Origin of the sequence: Nocardia sp. NPDC050712 (genome assembly GCF_040654295.1) — a bacterium.
Lineage (GTDB): Bacteria > Actinomycetota > Actinomycetes > Mycobacteriales > Mycobacteriaceae > Nocardia.
Window position 1 is genome coordinate 1,251,388 of sequence record NZ_JBFAHT010000003.1, and the last position, 15,981, is coordinate 1,267,368.

Sequence of the window (15,981 nt, forward strand, 5' to 3'; positions counted from 1 at the left end):
TTCGACATGGCCATCGATCAGGAACGCGAGGATCTGATCGCGATACTCGCCGAGCAGCGTGAGCTGTTCAAGATCACGGTGCGTGGGCTCGACGAAGAGCAGGCGCGCAAGCGCACCACGGTCAGCGAGCTGACCCTGGGTGGTCTGCTGCATCACCTGAACAACTGTGAGCGGCACTGGACCAAGGTGATCGTCGATCGCGACGAGAACGCCGCCATGGACGTCGCCGCGTTCGGCGGCGAGTACGTGATGGCGCCGGGGGAGACGGTGGCCGAACTGCTGGCCGCCTGGGACGCGGCCGCGGTGGCCACCGCCGAGCTGATCCGCACGGTCGACAGTCTGGACACCTCCATTCCGACGCCGACCAACCCGTGGGTGGAGGGGCAGGTCTGGCAGTCGGTGCGGACCACGTTCCTGCATATCCTGCGGGAAGTCTCGCAGCACGCCGGCCACGCGGACATCATCCGCGAAGAGCTGGACGGCCAGAACAGCACCTACAGCCGAGTGTCCTGACCTGTCGGTGCCGCCCTATATGGTGTAGCCCGTGGCAGGTGTCTTCGATCGTCTGGTCGGCCAGGATACGGTCGAGTCCGAGCTGACGGCTGCCGCCGTGGCGGCCCGCGCCGACGTCATCGAAGGCGCGATGACGCACTCCTGGCTGTTCACCGGCCCGCCCGGCTCGGGCAGGTCTACCGCGGCACTGTGTTTCGCGGCCGCCCTGCAATGCACCGATTCCGGTACACCCGGTTGCGGCCGCTGCCATGCCTGCACCACGACCATGGCGGGCACGCACGGCGACGTGCGCCGGGTGGTCCCCGAGGGGCTGAGTATCAGCACCAAGGAGATGCGCGAGATCGTGCAGATCGCCGCGCGCCGGCCCAGCACCGGGCGCTGGCAGGTGGTCGTCATCGAGGATGCCGACCGGCTCACCGAGGCCGCGGGCAACGTGCTGCTGAAGGTCGTCGAGGAGCCGCCGGACCGCACGGTCTTCCTGCTGTGCGCGCCCTCGGTAGACCCAGAGGACATCTCCATCACCCTGCGCTCGCGCTGCCGGCACGTGCATTTGGTCACACCGTCGGTCCCCGCCATCGCGCGGGTACTGCACGAACGCGACCAGCTCGACGAGAAGACGGCTGCCTGGGCGGCTTCCATCAGCGGCGGCCACGTCGGCCGGGCCCGCCGCCTGGCCACCGACGAGGAAGCGCGCGACCGCCGCCAGCGCGCGCTCGCCCTGGTCTTCGCCGCCGGGCGCCCGGGCGCCGCCTACGCCGCCGCCGACGAACTCGTGAAGTCCGCCGACGACGAAGCCAAGCAGATGAGCGCCGTCCGGGACGAGCGTGAACGCGACGAACTCGCCACCGCCATGGGCGCCGGCGGTACCGGCAAGGGCGCGGCCGGCGCGACCCGCGGCTCGGCGGGTGTCCTGAAAGATCTGGAACGCCGCCAGAAATCCCGCGCCACCCGCACCGGCCGCGACGCCCTCGACCGCGCCCTCATCGATGTCGCCGGCGTCTACCGCGATGCGCTCGCCATCAAATTCGGCGCCGCCCGCAAGGGTTCCGGCGTCACCCTCACCCACCCCGACATCACCGACCAGATCCACGATCTCGCCGACCGTGTCCGCCCCGAGGGCCTGCTCAGCTCCATCGAAGCCGTCCTCGCCTGCCGCGAAGCCCTCGACACCAACGTCAAACCCCGCTTCGCCTTGGCCGCCATGGTCGCCACCCTCATCGCCGCCCAGACTTCCTGACCTGCCGTTTTCGCGATCTGGACACCGAGACGATAGACTCGCGACGCCCGTATGGGCACGCCGCCTTAGCTCAGTCGGTAGAGCGCTTCACTCGTAATGAAAAGGTCGCGAGTTCGATTCTCGCAGGCGGCTCCACTCGGAAAGCGGTCCTAACCAGCCGCTTTCCGACCTTTCCTCCGCTTCCGCCGAGCCGGAGCATTCCCCGTCTTGTCACGCTTTGCCACAAGCGCCTCCAGAGTGCCCGCCGCCGAGACCAGCGCATCGTTCTGCGAGTGCACGTAGGTACGCATCGTGAACGCGCTGTCCGCGTGCCCCAACCACTCCGAGATCACGGCGATCGGGACCCCCTGCAGGTGCATCAGGGTCCCACAAGTGTGGCGCGCGTCATGCAGGCGAATCCTGCGTACCTCGGCGGTCTTGGTGATCTTCTCCCAGTAGTCGGTCAGGGTGTCCGGGTGATAGGACGCGCCAGCCTCGTTGATCACCACATGGGTGCCAGGCCCGTACGCCTCACCGAGTGCCAACTTCTCGGCTGCCTGCCGCTTGCGTGCCGCCCGGAGTTCCGCCGTCAACGTGCGCGTGAGCGGCAAGGTCCGCCCGGAATCCTCGGACTTCGGATCGTATTCTTCGGCCTTGCCGTTCACCGATACACGATTGTTGGAGATCGTCAGCTCTCCGGCGTCCAGGTCGACATCCGTCCAGCGCAATCCACCGATCTCACCGCGGCGCAGGCCCGACAATGCCAGGTGCCAAGCGTGGCGATTGCGATCGTCGGACGCGACTGCCAGGACCTTGCGTACCTCGGCCTCGGAGTAGGTGACGTGCTTCTTCTTCGGCCCGGTCGGCACGCGGTCGACCAGTGCGGCGACGTTGCGGACCAACTTCCCCTCGGCGATCAGTGATTCCAACACCGTCTCGAACCGGTCGAGAGTGGCATTAACCGTCTGGGGTTTCCACGGGCGCCGGTTCTTGCCGTTGGCCTTCTTCGCGGACCCGGTGAGCAGATCGGTCACGAGGTCATCGAGGTGGCGCTTCGACAGTTTCTGTACTGCCTCGGCCCCGTACCGATCACGGACGGGCTGGAGCGCGTTTCTGTAGTTGGAGGCAGTTGTCCCGCGGACTCGCTTGCCAGCCAACCAGTCCTCGCACGCCTGTTCCACCGTCAATGTCGAGTTCGGGACGTAGGTGCCTCGGCGGACAGCCATCGACGTGTCGGCCAGAGCATCGCGGGCTTCAGCCTCGCTGCGGTAGCGCTTCTTCGTCTGCCGGCGCTTGCCCGTCTCGGGGTCCGTCCCCGCTTCAGCGGTCACCTGATACCGGATCGCTCCACTTTTCAGAGTGATCTTCTCGATCTGCGGGGGTAGCTGTCGCCTACTCATGCCGCCGCCTGATCGAGGGCATCTTCATCCAACTTCGCGATGAACTCCGCGACGGCCTGCGCTGTGACGAAGCGCCTACGACCGATCTTGACCGAGCGCAGTTCACCCGACGCGATCAGCTCGTAGTACTTGCTGTGACCCACCGGGATCAGCTTCCGGACTTCCTGTTCCGTCAATAGCTGCGACATGACCCAATCCCTTCTACGCTGCCAGTGGAGTTGCCGAAGTTTTCTGCGGCCCTGGCGGTTCGGCTGCCAGCCGGGCTCTGTTGTATTGCGCGCGCCAGGCTGTCCGCTTGGAGATCGCGCCCATGATCAGGTGCTCTCGCAATGGCCGGGACTTGTCGCCGGCCTCCACCGGTGTCACCCGCAGATGCGAGGTATCGGGCTTCTCGATTCCCACCGAGGCCAGCAGTTGCCGAACAAACTCGGCACGGTCGGCCTTGTGATCGGGGAGCGTCTTACCGGACCAGCGGCGCGAGACCAGAACGCGCCGACCCGGGAGTCCGAGGGTGTCTCGTCGGTGTGCCTTGCCCTTGCAGCGGCCGGGAGTCGTCTTCTCGTTGGCGCCCTGGGGGACGATGCCGTACTCCAGCCACACCGCGCACCGCGGGGAACAAGGCACGTTCTGAAGGGCGGCATGTAACCGGTCGTAGTGGTCGGCGGCCCGATCCGATTGCGGCTCCACGATTTCGGAGATGGACTTCACCAGGTACTTGGTGACGTAGCCGATGGTGCGGCCGGCCTTCTCGGTGCCCGCGAGCACGCCGGTGATGTGCTTGGGGTCCATCTGCACGCCGAAACGCACAACGTGCGCCGGTTCCAGGTCATCGACGGTATCCAGGACATCGAGCACGTCATCCCAGTACCCCAAGGACTTCCCGGTGCGCGGGTCGACGAACGTGGCCTTCTTGTGGTCCCACTCCGGTTGGTTCCCACCGCCGTAGAGCTTGTCCTCAGGATTGAAGTAGGGCCACCACACCTGGTGATAGGTCGCCGCGGTCACCTGCTTGAGCAGCTCGCGGGAGACGGTGCCACGGAACAGGATGTGCAGATGCGGGGCACCACGCTTCTGCGGTTCGACGGTGGCGAAGTATTGGACCTCCCAGCCGACCGCACGGCGAAGATTTTGGATCCAGCGGTCGACCAGTTTGGAGAAGAACACGACATCCCGAGCCGCAGCCGTGTAGTCATAGCTGCCGGGGTCGACGGGGGAGCCGTCCGAGCACACCGTGCCGTCACGGTCGGTCGCTCCATCGGCGTTGATACGGCCATAGGAGGGCATGGTCAGCGTGACGAACATCGAAGGCTGATGTTTCCCGGCGTAGACCTTGCCGACCGTGGTCTTCGCGACCTTCAACCGCGGAAGGTCCGGGACGTCCTGGCGCCGGCGGGTGGAACGTCGACGCCGATCCTTCGCCACGGCATCCAGACCCGGGAGCCGACCACGAAGGCCGGTTTCCCGCAGCTCTTCATCGAGATCGCGCACCAACTCCCGGATCCCATCGGCCAGCTCTTCATCGCAGGCAGCGACTGCTTGCTGGTACTGACCGACGAGATCCGCACGCGCGGTGAGCAATTCGACCTGCTTTTCGGTCGGATCCGAGTCGGGTTCGACAGGTTCGGTTTCGGCGTGCCAGCCTTCGCGGCATTGGGTGATCCGCAGCAGCCGATTCGCCTTCGCGCACGCCGGGCACACCGATTCGATCGTCGACTTGCACGGGGCACCCTCATAGGTGACCGAGCCGGTGCGCGGGTCTTCCACTCGCATCGCGATGGGGCGTTTGCACACCTCGTACTTCTCGGCGGCGGCCTGAGCGACCTCGTGCAGGTTCGGCATCGCACGCCGAGCTGCGGCAGTCTGCCGGGCCAGGGGAGCGTCCAAGTCGATCGTCGCGGTCATTGCGAGGCCTCCTCGTCGGCGAGGTCGAAACTGAGCTGGGTGGCGATGGGCTTGTCTGTGCTCCACATCCGCCACAGGTCTTCGTCGGAACGTCGGTAGACCACTAGCGATTTCGGCTGTGCACCGCGGGTTGCCCTCTCGGCGAACAGCAGAGCCGCTGTGAGGTGGCGTGCTTGCGGGAGAGGGCGCACCGACCGTCCGATCAGCACGCCCCACTGCACCGGTTCGCGCACACTCACGCCGCGTCTCCGTCGTCATATCCGTGGTCCCAGGCCGGAAGGTCGCCGGTTTCGGCCCACAGCCCCACTGCCACCTGGAGTGGGTCGGCACCGGCGCGTTCTAGTCGGCATCGCCGCCGGGCCTGGAGGTCGATGACGTTGTCGTCGTCGGGGTCGGTGTTCATGGCTGGGCCTCGTTTTCGTTGATTCCGCACACCGAGCAGGCACGTGGATGGGGGGCGCTCAGCAGCAGCCGGGCTGGGATGCGCGGGCGGGGGAATTCGTGACCGCGCTGTTCGCACTGCGCTGAGGCTCGGCAGCCGTCGCACAGGACTCGGTCACCGTCGTAATGCCAACCGAGGCCGGCGGATTGGACGTTGAGGTAGGTGACGGCCTGGTGCACCGAGTCGAAGCAGACACTCTCGCCGCTCTGGTCGCTGTAGGTGTCACCGCAGCCATCGCAGTAGATGACCACGTGCGTCTCTGACACGAATCCGGTCTTCATGCCGCCACTCCGTCCTCGTCGCCGAGATCGTCGGGATTGAAACCGCTGTAATCAGTTGTGGGAGCTTCGATCACCGGGGCCGGGGTGTAGGTGTCGATGATGCGGTCGATATCGGCATCGGACTGCCAGTAGGCACGCACCCGCACAAACTCCGAGGTGCCGTCCTCACCGACGTAGCCGACACCGGGAGTGGATTCAGTGATCCGGTCACACCGCGCACCACGATCACGAGCACCCTGACCATGGACCATGCTGGTCTGGGTCGGCTCATCCAGGCGCAACCCGATCCGCACCGGGAACAACTGCCGATTCGGCATCGTCTCCTTCGACGGATCTTGCAGTGCGGCAACCACACTCACAGCCGCAGCACGCCCTTGCGACAGGAGCAGACCGGTCAGGCGCCGGAACTCCTGCTGCTCGTCACGCTCGGCGTAGGAGGACAGTGCCGCGGCTTCGTCGATGATGATCAGGATCAACGGCTCATCTGCGGTCGGGACATGCTTGCGCACACCCGCGGCACGCATACTCGCCAACCGTTCCTGCATCACTTCCACGGCTTCGGCGAGCATGGCGAGGATGGTCGGGTTGTCGGTGGTGAAGCGGACGAACAGCTTGTTCTCTCCGCGCCCGAACTCCACACCACCCTTCGGATCAGCCAGCCACAGATCGACCAGGCCGTCACGGATGGCAGGGCCGAGACCGGCGATGATCGACCACAGCACCGAGCCCTTGCCCGAGCCGGTGGCACCGGCGAGCAGGATGTGGGAGTACAGGACCTTCAGGCGCCAGGTGTCGAAGTCTTCGGTGACCCCGACCGGGATCGCCTCCAGGTCCACGTCGTTGTGGACTGCGGCCGGCGCCGTTGCCGGGGCAGCGAGGGTGTCGAACACCCGCACCTGAAGACGAACCCAGGACGGTTCCGGAGAGACCGCGGTTACCTCCGGGACCTGCATATAGGTGGCGAACTGGTCCAAGGTTTCCTGCTTGGACCAATCGGTGAGGGATTGGCCGCCCAGCATCAGGACTTCCACGCTGAGGCCGTGGTCGGTGTAGTAGACGCCATCCAGTTTCGGGAACCCGCCCTCCGCCGATCCGAGGCCGAGAGCGGCGAACATCAGTGTGAGCTGGTCGTGGTCGGTGAGAATGCTTACCGCGGTGCGCAATTCGAGCGGGGCCTCGGCGACGATGTCAGCGACTGTCACCACTTCAGGCGTGCGACTCGGCAGCAGCGAGCTCAGCCACCACAGGCCGGCTGATCCGCCGATCATCGCGCCGTAGGAGAGCAGGATCGTGTTTGTCATGACTGATCACCCACCACGGCAGGGGTTTCCGGGCAGAACATGATGCAGCCGTCCGGACGGTCGGGGGTCTGCGGGATGACTACGGTGGTGTCGCGGTCGGTGGTCAGCAGCAGTGCGGCCGGGATCACGACGAGCAGGGCCAGGGCCAGCATCGCGGCCAGGATCGGGCGGGTGAACAACTCGGTGACCCCCACGCCACCTGCTTCTTGGTCAGGTCGACCGCAGTGAACTCGATCGCCAGTTCGTGATCGGTCAACGCCTTGATCAGACCTGCGGCCAGCAGCTGGGCATCTTCGATGCTGAGTGCCAGGGACGCTTTCGACCCGTAGCGCACCCAGATCGCGGCGCCGGCGTGCCCGCTGTACTCCCCAGCCGAGCCGTAGGTGTAGCCGTGAGCGGGCTCGTAGCTGACATCGATCTCAGCGTCGGCACTGCCGTCGATGTAATGGGTAGTGGTCAGGTAGACGCTCATGATTTATATACCTCCGACAGGGACCGCGATCGGCAGCATCGGCTGTTCCGGTCGCGAAGAACGAATAGGTGACACCGAAGCCGCGGACTCCGGCAAAGGCTGCGAAACAGCAGGAGCAGCAACCACTTCTGGTTCCGCGTCGCTGGCAGCGTTGGCCTCGATGACCGGTTCTCGCACCGTGTCGGAGGCTGAATGTTGTTGTGCTGCACGGAACAGCACCGCTAAGCCGTGCGTGTCGACGAGCAGGGATATCGGGGCGACCGCAGCCACCAGGGCCGAGGCCCACCAGGGCAGTTCGCGGCCGGCGGCAACAGCGTGCAGTGAGTTCCCGACCACCGACACCAGGGCGCCGATGACCAGTACCCCGATGAACCATTGCCGTTGAGGGCTTTTCGCCAGCACCAGAACCCCGAGAGTGGCCTGGACAATGGTGCCGTCCACGATCACCGGAAACAGCCAGGCATCCCCGGGCGGGATGTGGGCCAGGATCGCGAGGTCTCGCAGGGTCGCGAAGGACAGCCGGAACGCCGCGAGTCCGACCGCCACGATGATGATCACGGCGGACCAGCGCGCGAAGCGCATTCCCGTCGACCGGTCCGCCGTATCCATCACGCCGCCTTGGTGGACGGACGTGCAGCACCCGGATCGGCCGGTGCCTGTTTGGCCCCGGAGGTATCGCCCTTGATGCCCGTGGCCCGGATCGTCCAGCCGAGGGTCTTGAACTCACCCTGACCGGTAACCTTCGGCTGCAAGGTCATGTTCTCGAGCTCGATCACCCGCAGGCCCGTACCCGAGATCAGCTCTGCGCCATGGGGGATCGGTGCCACGTCGGCCAGAAAGATCACCTGAACACTCGAACGCTTCGGATTCGATTCCGATGGATCGGTGCAGGTGGCCTTCCATTGCCGCAGCCCGGTCACCGGATCCACCTTCTGGCGGGCCGGAGCGTTGCGGTTCTGGTTGTACTCGGTGTCGGGTTCGATGTCCCCGACGAGCAGCAGAGCCTTCTCGAACGCCTGGAAGAAGGTCATCTGGAATCGCAGATCTTTGAGCGCCATCTCGTTGTCTCCTTGGTCGTAGAGCGGTTTAATAGAACCAGCTCTATCGGACCATGCGCAGGTGAGCTGCGCAATAGAACCAGATGTAATTGGCCGAAAATATGGATATCGTGATTACAGCTACTCTTAATAGGTGCGGCACCGAGACGAAAGGACAACATCAACATGAGCGGTTACCGCGATGTGGCAGCCAGCCTGCGCGAGGCCATCCAGCAGGGCGAGTACGCCCCAGGTTCGACGCTGCCTAAGCAGGACGAGCTCGCCACCCGCTTCGGTGTCAACATCAAGACGGTCCGCCAAGCGGTTGGATTGCTAGAGGTCGAAGGCCTCGTCACGCCGATCAGGCGTCGGGGCACGGTTGTCCGCGAGCGCCCACCGATGAAGCGACTCGGAGTGGACCGCTACGCGAAAAAGAAGTGGAAGTACGGCGATACTGTCGCCTTCGTGGCCGACCGCGAGGCTTCTGGTCGACCGTGGAAGCTGACCGACCAAACCCAAACGGTCTCGCTGGTCGAGGCTGATCCCGAAGTAGCCGCAGCGTTCGGTATCGAACCGAAATCGCCTGTCTACGAACGTGCTCGAACCGTTCGCGACGGGGATCAGCCAACCCACACATTGACCAGCTACTACCTGCCCGAACATGTCGAGGGCACGCCCTTGGTCGACCCGACGCCAGGCCCCGCCGGTCGGGGTGGTGGCTTCGCAGTGCTGACCATGCAAGGCTACGAACCCGACCACATGACCGAGACGATCTGCGCCCGCATGCCAACTCCGGAAGAGACACAGGCGCTCGATCTACTCACCGGCGAGCCTGTGATGATCCTGACCCGCCGGACCTACACCACCAATGACGTAATCATCGAGTTCGCCCGCGGTGTCCACGCCGCGTCCAGGTTCTCCTGGACATACGATTTCAAGCTCCCCGACTAGAAGGGATCGCTCCATGCCAGACGCCGGCGTGCCCGAGGAGCTGCGCTCTGAGGTTGAAACCCTCTGGGACTACAACCAAATGCATCACGCACCACGCCCCGTCGACGTCGGCATCGGTCTGGGAGGCCACGACCTCGGCGTAGCAGACCGCATCGCCGAGCTCTATCACGACGGCATGTTCCCGCTGATCGTCTTCACCGGCGCCAACGCCCCGACGACCAGGGAACTCTTCCCGCGGGGCGAAGCCATGCACTTCCGCGAACGCGCAATCGAACTCGGCGTGCCAGAAGATGTGATCCTGGTGGAACCGCGTGCCACCAACACCGGAGAGAACATCGACTTCACCCGAGCCCTCCTCCAGGACCGGGACGTACGATCGGTCCTGCTCGTCTCACGCCCGTACCAGGAGCGCCGAAGCTACGCCATCTGCCGCAAGCGATGGCCTGCGGTTGAAGTCATCTGTGGGTCGCGGTCGCTGACGCTAGACGACTACCTTCCGAGCATCGGCGACGTTGATCGGGTGATCAACATGCTTGTCGGTGACACGCAACGGATCTGGGTCTACGCGGAGAAGAACTGGGCAATCGAGCAGGAGATGCCCGCCGAAGTGCGGAAGGCATACTCCCGACTGGTTGACGCTGGATACGCGCGCCGCGTTATCGCTGAGTGAAATCGCGTCCAGCGATTCCCGATCGGCTGCGAGGTCATGGCCGATGCATGCGGGGATGTTATTACGTGTGATCGCGCGTCGGCTGGTGGCCGTGGTCTGGTCGCAGCATCACGATGTACGGACCGGTGATGCTCTCGCACTTCACGCTGTAGGCGACCACCGTGCTCGGGAACAACGGATGCTGAAGCACGTAGTCGATCAGACCCTGGCGGCGGACGGCGTCGGGGTGGTCCGAGGCGACGCCGAGGCCATGCTTGTCGGCCCACCAGGCGACGCGCTCACCCACCCGCAAGCCCTCGTTCCACTCGAACATAGTTTCGAACTATGCCAGACGGGGCGCTGCTCGCGGGGAGGCGATCAGACGCGATTCGATATCAGCCGGGACTGGTCGGCCACGGCTTCCAATCAGGCGGGCGGACGTTGGTGAAGTAGTCCCCGCTCAGCCACTCCTCGAAGCGTTGACATTGACTCAACAGACCCTCGGCCGTGTAGCCGTCCCAAGGGTCGGCGTCGAACTCAGAAGTCGTGTCCATGCCCGGTTGGATGCCTCGATCATTGCCGCGGTTCCGCTCGGCGGTGCACCTGTCCGAGGTTGTCCGCTGCCACCCGACCTCAAGCAGCTGGAGGGAACAGCGTTTGCAGCCAGCCTTTCACCGCGGCCAGATCCCCGTACCCGTGGATCTTGAGTGTGTTCACGACATCGGCACCGCAGATCAAGGCGATGGGATGGCCGTCGCTGCGAACCTCGTCGTAGACCTGGGAAGCGAAGTACGACAGCGTGACGAAGACACCGAAGTTCCGGTGGCGCAGCCGGGAGATCAGCCGGGCCATCTCCTTGACGCCGACCGAGTTCGACGCCTTGTAGCACTTGGCCTCGAGCGCGAAGTCGATCAAAACCGGATCCGCGGCCGGGCCGAGCTGGTACTGCCCGACGGCATCGCGGCCGCCATCACGACTCGGCCGGGTCACATCGCACGTCGTGGTCGCCGGGGCCAACATCCGCCAGATCGCGACCGCGCACTTCTCGAAATCATGCGGGCGCCCGTCGAAATGCTCATGGATAGCGGCCAGGATCTTCTGACCGGCCTTGTCGGCGGGCAGTTGATCGGCTTTGCTCCGGATGATCGTGGTCGACGGAGCGATCAGCGTGTCGTAGCTACGGCTCTTCACCCACCTGCGCCACGCCGGCGGGCAATGCACACTTGCCACCGGTGCCGTGCCGGCTATGAGATCGTCGATCCACGCGCGCTCCACCTTGCCTACGTCGAGCACGCTGAACCTCGCCCGGTAGTTCTGGAACCGCACCTTGTCCTTGGTGCGCCAGATGGCCACGAGGTCATCGTCGGCGCTCACCGACTCCGCGCCGGGAGCCAGCAGTCCGCGGAAACGCGTGGCCCGGCCCGGAAGGGCCTTCTCGAACAACAGGAACGGCGGGACCTGTTCGCGCTCGGCTGCGGTTGCGTGTGTGGCGTCGAAAACCCTGTGCAGCAGGGCATTACCACGGCGTGAGGTCTTATGAAGATCCGCGCTTCCCGCCGTCCTATTGTCGCCGTAGTAGGTGAAGATCCCGGTCTGCGGATCGAGCTCGTCGGGCCAGTCGGTGCTGGTTCCGCTGGTGTAGAGGACCACGAAAGCGGCCTTGCCCTTCGTGGGTGAACTCTTGGGGCGGAAGCCGCCCAGGTTGCCTACCGGCAGTAGCTTGGCGAGAGCGTCATTGCCTGTACTGCCTTCCGCGCCACCCAAATACACCGTTTCGAGGGTGAGGTCGGAGGTCGCCAGATCCTTGAAGGATACCGTGTCGGACATAGGCGTCACCGTAACCGGGCCCACCGACACGAAGATCAACTGATTGAGCATGAGGCGGAGTCGCTGCACCCGCATGAACGGGCGTCTGCCCATAGAAGGAAGGCTGGGCCGGGCGTCCAGACGCCCGGCCCCAAACCTTTAGACGAGCTCGTGCGGGCTCGTGCCTTCGCGCTGCCGCAGAGACGACAGGATGTCGCCGAGGAGCACCTTCAGGGCAGGGTCCTCGCGGTAAAGCTCGGCATTCTCATCACGGATGACATACTCGGTGCCGGCGCTGCTGTACACGCCGACCATAAGTGAAAGTATCTGCATTGCCGTGTTGTACAGATCGGCCTTGGTCATATCGGCGGCGTTCGCCAGTTTTTCCGAGAACTCGGCCGTGTACGGCGTCTGAGTAAAAGTCAGCCGCCGGTCACTACCTTTCCTCCTGTCAGTGTTCGCATTTGCCATTTTTCCTGTACCTGCTCCCGCTATGTTGACAACCGGTAGGCCGGTGCTGTTAAGAGATCAGTGCCTACGCTGCCGGTAGACGACCAGCACCGTCATCACGATGATGGCGATGATCTCGATGAGCACAAGCGTGCCTCGCCAGTTATCAGAAATCGTTCCTGCGCTGACATAGAGCGTGGCCCAGGGCGCCGCGAAGAGCGCGAGGAACCCGATGCCGATCACCGGCATCGACATGTGCGCTTTCGCCTTACCTTCGAACGGCCAGGTCTTGCTGTTCACCTCAAGCGTGGTCTCGATGCGATCGTCGATACCGTTAGGCCGGTTGCGGACAATCTCGTCGTTTGCGACAGTGGCGTCACTGACCTGCTCGTGATGTTCATGGCAGGCGTGCCCCGCGTTCAAATAGGCCTTGCGGCCCTGGGGCGCGTTCTTGTTCTTGCTGGTCAAGATTCCTCCAGTCCGGTCCTTGGGCATCGTTAGACGGGACGGATTGGAAGGCGTTCAAGTCGGGGCCGATCTCCTCTCTAGACCCTGGTGTCACTCATGCAAGGTGGAGTTTCGGTGCGACCATCAGGTGCTCCGATCGTCCCGTCTAACGAATAGGTCCGCGCACGCGGCGGCAACGATAATCAGCGGTGCTCTCCGGTGTATCTGGGTCACATGGGCCATCGGAACATCTCCATAATGTGGGTTGCGTGAACCGGCTGGTTGAGCCGGAATCGTTGTGCCACAAGTGCATTGACGTCGGAGCAACGCACTCGTTCGCCTTGATCGGCACAGCACCAAGCTACACCGCTATGGATGCGCTTGCAACATCCATTTGGATGCCCTTGGTACGGGCGGTGGCTCGGCTACTTCTCCCGTCTGCCTTGTGCCCGACCGCTGGTTCGGTAGTTGCCGAATTCGGCCATACAGGATCAAGAGCGGCGCTGCGCGCCGCCCGCGCGGCTACCGCCGCGCCGCGCCGCGCGCCCGCCCGCCTCCGCAAGCTACGGCCAGCGGGCGCGTCGGCACGTCGGTAACCGCGCTCACTCCCGCAATGTCGCTCCAGGACATGCCTGGTCGCTTCTGCATCTACCAAGGAGTGTGGGCGCTTCGCCTGCCGTACCCGGCTTACCTCCCGCTGCCGAGCACGAATCTGCCGGCGCCCGGCCCGGTCATCCGGCGATGGTTGCCTCCCAAAAGACGCCGGTACCGAGAGGCATCCATCACCGCGCTTTGCGCCGGATGCCCCCAAACCCGCCACCTACGTCTTCCACGGCTGGCCACTGTGCACCGACTGCCTCGCCCAGGCCCTCACCGACCTCTTCAAACCCGTCAGCGCCGCCAGCTAGCCCCCCCGGGGGCTTCCGGCCCAACCGGCAATGACGCCGGACAGCGGGACCGTCAACGGCGACGGTTCCAGGCTCGGGATACGACGATGCCCGCAGCGGTAATACTCTCCCGCTGCGGGCATCTCGGTGTTAGGCCAAGCTTCGGAGGTTACCGAGGCTTCGGCGTGATGATGATCGTCCCGACAGGTCCGAGCAACGTAATTGTCTTACGACGGTCCGGCCGGATGGTGATCCGCTTAGTTGCCGTCGTGATCAACCCGCCGGCGGAAAGGGGTCATTGCCGGGCGCGACGGTGTCGGACCCCCGGATCTGGCCATTGGGGCGATGGATTACGGCCTCACCACCGCCGTCATTCCCCAGGATCCGCTTGGCAATCTGTTCGGCCTGCTTCTGGGTAGGGGCCGTCGCGCTTGCCCGGGAAGCACCCGGCTTCACGACCTTCCAACCTTGCTGAGCTGGCACAACATGCCGTGCATTGCGAGCCATGATTTGGCTCCCTTCAGCCAACGTCCATACCGGCAACTCGGGCGATCTGATACCGCACCGAGCGGGTTGAGGTATGTTCGGCTGGCACAACCCCGCAGAAGTGCAAACCGAACGAGCCTCAGCCGGTAGCCCCGTATGGGGCTCGTTCCCTTTGCAGGGGTTGGCGAGATCAGATACTACCCCTAGTAGCGAGCCTCGAGAAGGCCCCCAACATGTAGTAGTTGCATGTATGTGATTCTGCTATCGATGCAGTATGCTGGCCTGCCGGAGTCTGCTCACCCACCTGTCGTTGTGCCCTGCCTCCTCATTGCCGAATGATGTGAACTCCCTCGGGCTGGTCAAGGACCGTAATGGACGTCCGCTACGCGGTGGCTACACCATCCCTGACAAGCCCTCCCTCGCTTCAGGGCGGCAACTATGAGGAAGCGGGGCGGGGGAAGTCGCCGAGGCGGGCAAGGCGGGGGTTCGATGTCACCCGCTATCTTGGCCAGGGTTCGCCACTGGGCCATTCGCCGCCGAGGCCGAAGAATTCCAGTCGGTCGATCGACTCTGGGGTCACCCGCAACCCCGCATCGAAGGTGACTTCAGACCAGGGCATCCCCAAATTTTCAGCAAGCGGATAGCGGGCGGCTGGATGTCTCCACAAGTCGATATCGGTAACGGAAGGCTTATGAAAGTAGTACGGCATCAATTGATTTACCAGCAAAACGGCAGATGTATGTTCATTTTTCCATGTGTCCGGTACCCCGAAGTATCCATCTGGACCGCGGAACGGCTCCCCTTCGACTACCCCTGCCCCTTCTTTTAAGATTAGCGGATATTCCAAAGTGCCGTACAACGCGTTACTGGTGTGCCATCTATCTGTATCGGACATGTACATGCCGATGGCCACCACGTACGGACTCGACAACGTGCCATATCTTTTATGTTTCTTGAGCAAAGCTGAAAGAATTACCGGCGCTTCGTCAATTCGCTCAACGGCGGCTGGGTATATGCCGATGGCTTGTTCGTGTTCGCCTCGACGGTGAGCGGGCTTGGGGATCGCCTTGAAGGATGCGCTCCAGTCATGGACCTGCCAATCCTTCTCGGGCCACGGCACACCGGGTTGATAGTCGTCAACATCGAAGGAATTTAGCCAGGCTTCCAGATCGGACCGAAGGCGTGACACCTTGACCGGCCCGCTCCCGGTATGCAGTTCCGTGACGTATATCAGGAAATCATCGTTCTTTATTCCGTTAACTGCATCGTATACCTGAGCAGTCCGAGCAGCCTTTCCTCTAACCTCATCGCTTGCTGCGGGCGAGATCGCCTCTAGGTAGAAGCCTTCGCCGTCGCGTTCCGCATGGAAGTCGGGATGACGCGTAGTGCCAGGAATGTCCGGGTGAATTTTTACAACAAACCCGGCTCTAATCAAAGCTTCATGAAGGTAGAGTTCCAGGAAGGTGCTGCGGAATGCATAGTCATCTGGGGTGAGAAACCTGCTACGGATCTCGTTATATTCTGCGGGATCGTCAATTCGGTTTGCCCATCGCTGGATTAAATCTCGAACCTGATCCCAATACTCACCCGCTACGCGATTGAGAAATGTGAATGTCGATTCTCCGTGGCCGCATGGAACAACATTAACGCGGTCGCGTGTATCGAATATTGGCAAATATTGCGCACCGAAGTTACCGGCTGGAGAAACGGTCATTGGTTACCGCTCCTTTCGTTTGGAAAC

At 63.5% G+C, this 15,981-nt stretch carries 21 protein-coding genes and 1 tRNA gene; 5 read left to right on the forward strand and 17 right to left on the reverse strand.

Annotation, left to right across the window (positions count from 1 at the left end):
• Positions 1–6 precede the first annotated feature (6 nt).
• From AB0H76_RS26165 to AB0H76_RS26175, 3 genes are all read left to right on the forward strand, one after another.
• On the forward strand, positions 7–513 hold the full coding sequence (locus AB0H76_RS26165) for a DUF664 domain-containing protein (protein ID WP_357329075.1): 507 nt from the start codon (positions 7–9) through the stop codon (positions 511–513).
• Between the two features lie 31 nt (positions 514–544).
• The gene (locus AB0H76_RS26170; RefSeq protein WP_357329078.1) at positions 545–1,750 is read left to right on the forward strand and encodes a DNA polymerase III subunit delta'; all 1,206 of its coding nucleotides are present in this window, start codon (positions 545–547) and stop codon (positions 1,748–1,750) included.
• Between the two features lie 59 nt (positions 1,751–1,809).
• Positions 1,810–1,885: transfer RNA gene (locus AB0H76_RS26175), tRNA-Thr, on the forward strand.
• A 14-nt stretch (positions 1,886–1,899) separates the two neighbouring features.
• On the opposite strand, the gene AB0H76_RS26180 is transcribed toward AB0H76_RS26175, so the two are convergent.
• From AB0H76_RS26180 to AB0H76_RS26225, 10 genes are all read right to left on the reverse strand, one after another.
• Positions 1,900–3,129 (reverse strand): site-specific integrase, encoded by a 1,230-nt coding sequence (locus tag AB0H76_RS26180; protein WP_357329081.1) that lies wholly within the window; start codon positions 3,127–3,129, stop codon positions 1,900–1,902.
• Complete coding sequence (locus tag AB0H76_RS26185; RefSeq protein WP_357329084.1) at positions 3,126–3,317, reverse strand: helix-turn-helix domain-containing protein; 192 nt, start codon at positions 3,315–3,317, stop codon at positions 3,126–3,128. The genes AB0H76_RS26180 and AB0H76_RS26185 overlap by 4 nt, the downstream gene beginning before the upstream one ends.
• A gap of 13 nt (positions 3,318–3,330) precedes the next feature.
• Positions 3,331–5,106 (reverse strand): replication initiator, encoded by a 1,776-nt coding sequence (locus AB0H76_RS26190; protein ID WP_357329087.1) that lies wholly within the window; start codon positions 5,104–5,106, stop codon positions 3,331–3,333.
• A 160-nt stretch (positions 5,107–5,266) separates the two neighbouring features.
• Complete coding sequence (locus tag AB0H76_RS26195) at positions 5,267–5,434, reverse strand: hypothetical protein (RefSeq protein ID WP_357329090.1); 168 nt, start codon at positions 5,432–5,434, stop codon at positions 5,267–5,269.
• Positions 5,431–5,754 carry a hypothetical protein gene (locus AB0H76_RS26200; RefSeq protein ID WP_357329093.1) on the reverse strand — a complete coding sequence of 108 codons (324 nt, stop codon included), beginning with the start codon at positions 5,752–5,754 and terminating at the stop codon, positions 5,431–5,433. Before AB0H76_RS26200 ends, AB0H76_RS26195 begins: the two co-directional genes overlap by 4 nt.
• Entirely contained in the window at positions 5,751–7,055 is a 1,305-nt protein-coding gene (locus AB0H76_RS26205) for an FtsK/SpoIIIE domain-containing protein (protein ID WP_357329096.1), read from the reverse strand. The genes AB0H76_RS26200 and AB0H76_RS26205 overlap by 4 nt, the downstream gene beginning before the upstream one ends.
• Positions 7,052–7,207, reverse strand: a complete 156-nt coding sequence (locus AB0H76_RS26210; RefSeq protein ID WP_357329099.1) for a hypothetical protein — start codon at positions 7,205–7,207, stop codon at positions 7,052–7,054. The genes AB0H76_RS26205 and AB0H76_RS26210 overlap by 4 nt, the downstream gene beginning before the upstream one ends.
• Positions 7,180–7,527 (reverse strand): hypothetical protein, encoded by a 348-nt coding sequence (locus AB0H76_RS26215; protein ID WP_357329101.1) that lies wholly within the window; start codon positions 7,525–7,527, stop codon positions 7,180–7,182. Before AB0H76_RS26215 ends, AB0H76_RS26210 begins: the two co-directional genes overlap by 28 nt.
• A gap of 3 nt (positions 7,528–7,530) precedes the next feature.
• A complete protein-coding gene (locus AB0H76_RS26220; RefSeq protein WP_357329104.1) occupies positions 7,531–8,136 on the reverse strand; it encodes a DUF2637 domain-containing protein in 606 nt (201 codons plus the stop codon).
• Complete coding sequence (locus AB0H76_RS26225; protein WP_357329107.1) at positions 8,136–8,558, reverse strand: hypothetical protein; 423 nt, start codon at positions 8,556–8,558, stop codon at positions 8,136–8,138. Before AB0H76_RS26225 ends, AB0H76_RS26220 begins: the two co-directional genes overlap by 1 nt.
• A gap of 192 nt (positions 8,559–8,750) precedes the next feature.
• On the opposite strand from AB0H76_RS26225, the gene AB0H76_RS26230 reads away from it, so the two are divergent.
• Positions 8,751–9,515, forward strand: a complete 765-nt coding sequence (locus AB0H76_RS26230; RefSeq protein ID WP_357329110.1) for a GntR family transcriptional regulator — start codon at positions 8,751–8,753, stop codon at positions 9,513–9,515.
• A gap of 13 nt (positions 9,516–9,528) precedes the next feature.
• Entirely contained in the window at positions 9,529–10,185 is a 657-nt protein-coding gene (locus AB0H76_RS26235; protein WP_357329111.1) for a YdcF family protein, read from the forward strand.
• A 61-nt stretch (positions 10,186–10,246) separates the two neighbouring features.
• Here AB0H76_RS26235 and AB0H76_RS26240 read toward each other — a convergent pair whose 3' ends face one another.
• From AB0H76_RS26240 to AB0H76_RS26270, 7 genes are all read right to left on the reverse strand, one after another.
• Positions 10,247–10,498 (reverse strand): hypothetical protein, encoded by a 252-nt coding sequence (locus AB0H76_RS26240; protein WP_357329113.1) that lies wholly within the window; start codon positions 10,496–10,498, stop codon positions 10,247–10,249.
• Between the two features lie 61 nt (positions 10,499–10,559).
• Positions 10,560–10,718, reverse strand: a complete 159-nt coding sequence (locus AB0H76_RS26245; protein ID WP_357329115.1) for a hypothetical protein — start codon at positions 10,716–10,718, stop codon at positions 10,560–10,562.
• Positions 10,719–10,797: 79 nt separating this feature from the next.
• Positions 10,798–11,991 (reverse strand): restriction endonuclease, encoded by a 1,194-nt coding sequence (locus AB0H76_RS26250; RefSeq protein ID WP_357329117.1) that lies wholly within the window; start codon positions 11,989–11,991, stop codon positions 10,798–10,800.
• A 138-nt stretch (positions 11,992–12,129) separates the two neighbouring features.
• Positions 12,130–12,441, reverse strand: a complete 312-nt coding sequence (locus AB0H76_RS26255) for a hypothetical protein (protein ID WP_357329119.1) — start codon at positions 12,439–12,441, stop codon at positions 12,130–12,132.
• Positions 12,442–12,498: 57 nt separating this feature from the next.
• On the reverse strand, positions 12,499–12,888 hold the full coding sequence (locus tag AB0H76_RS26260; protein WP_357329120.1) for a hypothetical protein: 390 nt from the start codon (positions 12,886–12,888) through the stop codon (positions 12,499–12,501).
• A 1,139-nt stretch (positions 12,889–14,027) separates the two neighbouring features.
• Positions 14,028–14,261, reverse strand: a complete 234-nt coding sequence (locus AB0H76_RS26265; protein ID WP_357329122.1) for a DUF2188 domain-containing protein — start codon at positions 14,259–14,261, stop codon at positions 14,028–14,030.
• A gap of 478 nt (positions 14,262–14,739) precedes the next feature.
• The gene (locus AB0H76_RS26270) at positions 14,740–15,954 is read right to left on the reverse strand and encodes a hypothetical protein (protein WP_357329124.1); all 1,215 of its coding nucleotides are present in this window, start codon (positions 15,952–15,954) and stop codon (positions 14,740–14,742) included.
• Positions 15,955–15,981: the final 27 nt, after the last annotated feature.